Here is a 1,878-nt window from a genome sequence, read left to right on the forward strand (position 1 = left end):
TCAGGCATTGGCAGCCATGGAATTGGGAAAACACGTGTATGTTGAGCAGAAGCCTCTTGCCCATGATGTATGGGAAGCCAGCGTGTTGACTCATGCCGCAAAGCGTTATAAAGTAGGTGACACAGATGGGTAACCAAGGGTTCTTCGGGAGATGGGGTGCGTCAGATGCGCGAATGGATTGATGCCGGCCTTATCGGTGATTTGGTAGAGATTTATGCATGGACAGACCGCCCTGTATGGCCGCAAGGTATAGCATGGCCTTCCAAAAAGGCTCCTGTACCATCAACCTTAGATTGGGACAAATGGTTGGGAACAGCTCAGTATACAGACTATATCGAAAAGCTGGTGCCATTCAATTGGAGAGGATGGTGGGCCTTCGGTACCGGAGCGTTAGGTGACATGGGATGTCACAACCTAGAAGCTCCTTTCAGTATCTACGGCTTACAATACGTAAAAGACGTGCAGGCAAGTGTGGGAACTGTATATGTCGATGAGTTCAAGAGAGGTTATTTCCCAGAGTCTTGTCCTCCGTCAAGTTCGGTGACTATGACTTTCCCTAAAACCCCTAAAACAAAAGGTGACGTTAAAGTGCACTGGATGGATGGCGGTATACAGCCACCTAGACCGGATGAGTTGGAGCCAAATGAAGAGTTTGGCGGTAAAGGAAACGGTATCCTGATTATCGGTACTAAAGGTAAGTTGTTGGCAGACACCTACGCTGAAAATCCACGCTTATTGCCTACAAGCAAAACATACAAGACCGTGAAAGAAAAATATCCTCGCGTCAAAGGCGGTGCTTCCGGTCACTGGGCACAATGGTGGAAGGATGTATTGCAGGCTACGGAAATATGGAAATGTCGTCGCCATTCGAAATTGCTGGACCGTTGACTGAAGCCTTATTAATGGCTAACTTAGCCATCCGTGGCGTAGACCTTCAGGTGGACGGCAAATATCCGGGAAGAAGTAAAAAGCTGATCTGGGATAACGACAATATGCGTGTGACTAACTTCGACGAAGTGAACCAGTTTGTTAAACGTACTTATCGCCCAGGTTGGGAGGTTAACTATACATTTTAATACTGATAAAGATGAATAGAAGAGAGGCACTACAACGCGTTGCGATGATATTAGGTGGTTCTATCGTAGGGGCCAACTTATTTTTGGAAGGGTGTACCCGCCCGGCTACCAAAAGTGTAGCAGCTCTGTTTGAAAAAGATATGATAGACCGTATCGGTGACCTTGCCGATGCTATTTTACCACCTACTTCCACACCGGGCGCCAAAGAGGCGGGCGTGGGTAGCTTTATTCCGGTGATGGTACGCGATTGCTATAACGAAAAAGAGCAAAAAGCCTTTATCGACGGCTTCAATACGTTGGATAAAAAATGTATGGAGGTGAAAGGCAAGAAGTTTGCCGACCTTACCTTGGAAGAACGTACCGATGTAGCGGAAGCTTTGGATAAAGAGGCTGCAGAATACAACAAACAGAAAGCAGAAAAAGAGAAAGATTATATCGAAAAGAATAAGCTTAAACAAAACGAGCCGTATAAAGTGTTAGAACTAGAACCCAAACATTGGTTTTCTATGTTCAAAGAAACGACAATTTTAGGGTACTTCAACTCGGAGTTGGCGTTGACAAAAGCATTGAATTACGTCAAAATCCCGGGAAAATATGATGGGGACTATCCGTACAAGCCGGGAGACAAACGTTTTGTGTAAAGCTTGTTCACAAAGGACGACATGCAATGTCGTCCTTTGATTTTTGATATGGTTATTAACAATATTTGATGAAAAGTAATATATCTATTTGCTATGTTTGTATAAGTTATTTTTCTCATCAAAACACTAAAAATGTCTTCTATTATTATCAAAGGTGCTCA

Annotated in this window: 1 protein-coding gene and 1 pseudogene; both read left to right on the top strand. The window is 44.2% G+C overall.

The genetic code is table 11. From position 1 onward, the window contains the following. Positions 1–1,076 (top strand): annotated as a pseudogene (locus tag SD31_RS10395) (Gfo/Idh/MocA family protein); the annotation flags it as partial. An 11-nt stretch (positions 1,077–1,087) separates the two neighbouring features. After that, positions 1,088–1,717, top strand: coding sequence for a gluconate 2-dehydrogenase subunit 3 family protein (locus SD31_RS10400; RefSeq protein ID WP_039054071.1), 630 nt, complete (start codon positions 1,088–1,090; stop codon positions 1,715–1,717). The last annotated feature ends 161 nt before the right edge of the window (positions 1,718–1,878 follow it).

The sequence above is a fragment of the Sphingobacterium sp. T2 genome (assembly GCF_000814685.1).
Lineage (GTDB): Bacteria > Bacteroidota > Bacteroidia > Sphingobacteriales > Sphingobacteriaceae > Sphingobacterium > Sphingobacterium thermophilum.